Raw genomic sequence first — 851 nt, 5'->3', positions numbered from 1 at the left:
AGTACAGCGTCGGGTTTGTCGAGCGCCAGGTCGAGGACCTCCGTTTCGAGCCTCCGTCCGCCGCCTTCGAGCGCGTCGGCGAGGTCTCGAAGTGGAACGATGCAGTCTATGGCGCCCTTGTCTCGCCATGGATCCGGGCCGCAGCGAACCCCGCGGCAGCCGCGATGGCGCGCTGGATGCACCCGATGCGCGTCAGCCGTTATCTGCTTTCGGAGCGGTTCGCACCTTGGATGGGCGGCGTCGCGGTCATGGCAGATGCGGTGCGCGCCGCAAGGGCACCGGGCGGGAACGACAAGTTCCCAACCCTGCGACTTGCCGAGCGCGATGCGCTCGCGGCGGTGACACAAGCCCTGCGCGCGACGAGGGAGATGCGCGACACGTGGCATGAGTTCCTTTTCCGGGCGCTCTACGGCGGGTTCCAGCGGAACGCGCCGGGCGACTCCGGCCCGACCATCCGGGAGCGGGATGCGTCGGGAGTGCCAACTGCCGGATGAGTGATCACGCGGAAACACTTTGTCGCGCTGCGTTCAATTCCGCGTCGTCTCACGGTGGGCAGACTTTCCCGGTTGTTGATTGGAGCGAAAACCATGAGCCTTTCACGCCGCGTCCTGATGGCCGGCGGCACAGCACTTCCCCTGTCGATCTGGAGTGCGGCCCGTCAGCCGGCAGAAGCAGCCACCGAGCCCACGGTGATCCGTGCAACGTCACGCACGCTCGACATCGACGGTCGCGCGGCGACGGTCCTGGGCCTTCTTCGCCCGGATGGCGGTCACGGACTGGTGCAACAACCCGGCGAGCGGTTCCGCGTGCGCCTGGAGAACCGGCTGCCTGAGCGGACCATCATCCACTGG

2 protein-coding genes are annotated in these 851 nt (G+C 67.3%); both read left to right on the top strand.

Annotation, left to right across the window (positions count from 1 at the left end; genetic code table 11):
- Positions 1–494, top strand: a 494-nt coding sequence (locus ACLD7X_RS17260; RefSeq protein ID WP_411424921.1) for a DUF3141 domain-containing protein, incomplete at its 5' end; no start/stop codon positions are given.
- A gap of 117 nt (positions 495–611) precedes the next feature.
- Positions 612–851: cupredoxin domain-containing protein (locus ACLD7X_RS17255; RefSeq protein ID WP_425625434.1), on the top strand; the 240-nt coding region annotated here is incomplete at its 3' end.

Origin of the sequence: Aphanothece microscopica RSMan92, from assembly GCF_046613545.2 — a bacterium.
GTDB lineage: Bacteria > Cyanobacteriota > Cyanobacteriia > PCC-6307 > Cyanobiaceae > NIES-981.
This window is presented reverse-complemented; position numbering and strand designations above follow the sequence as displayed.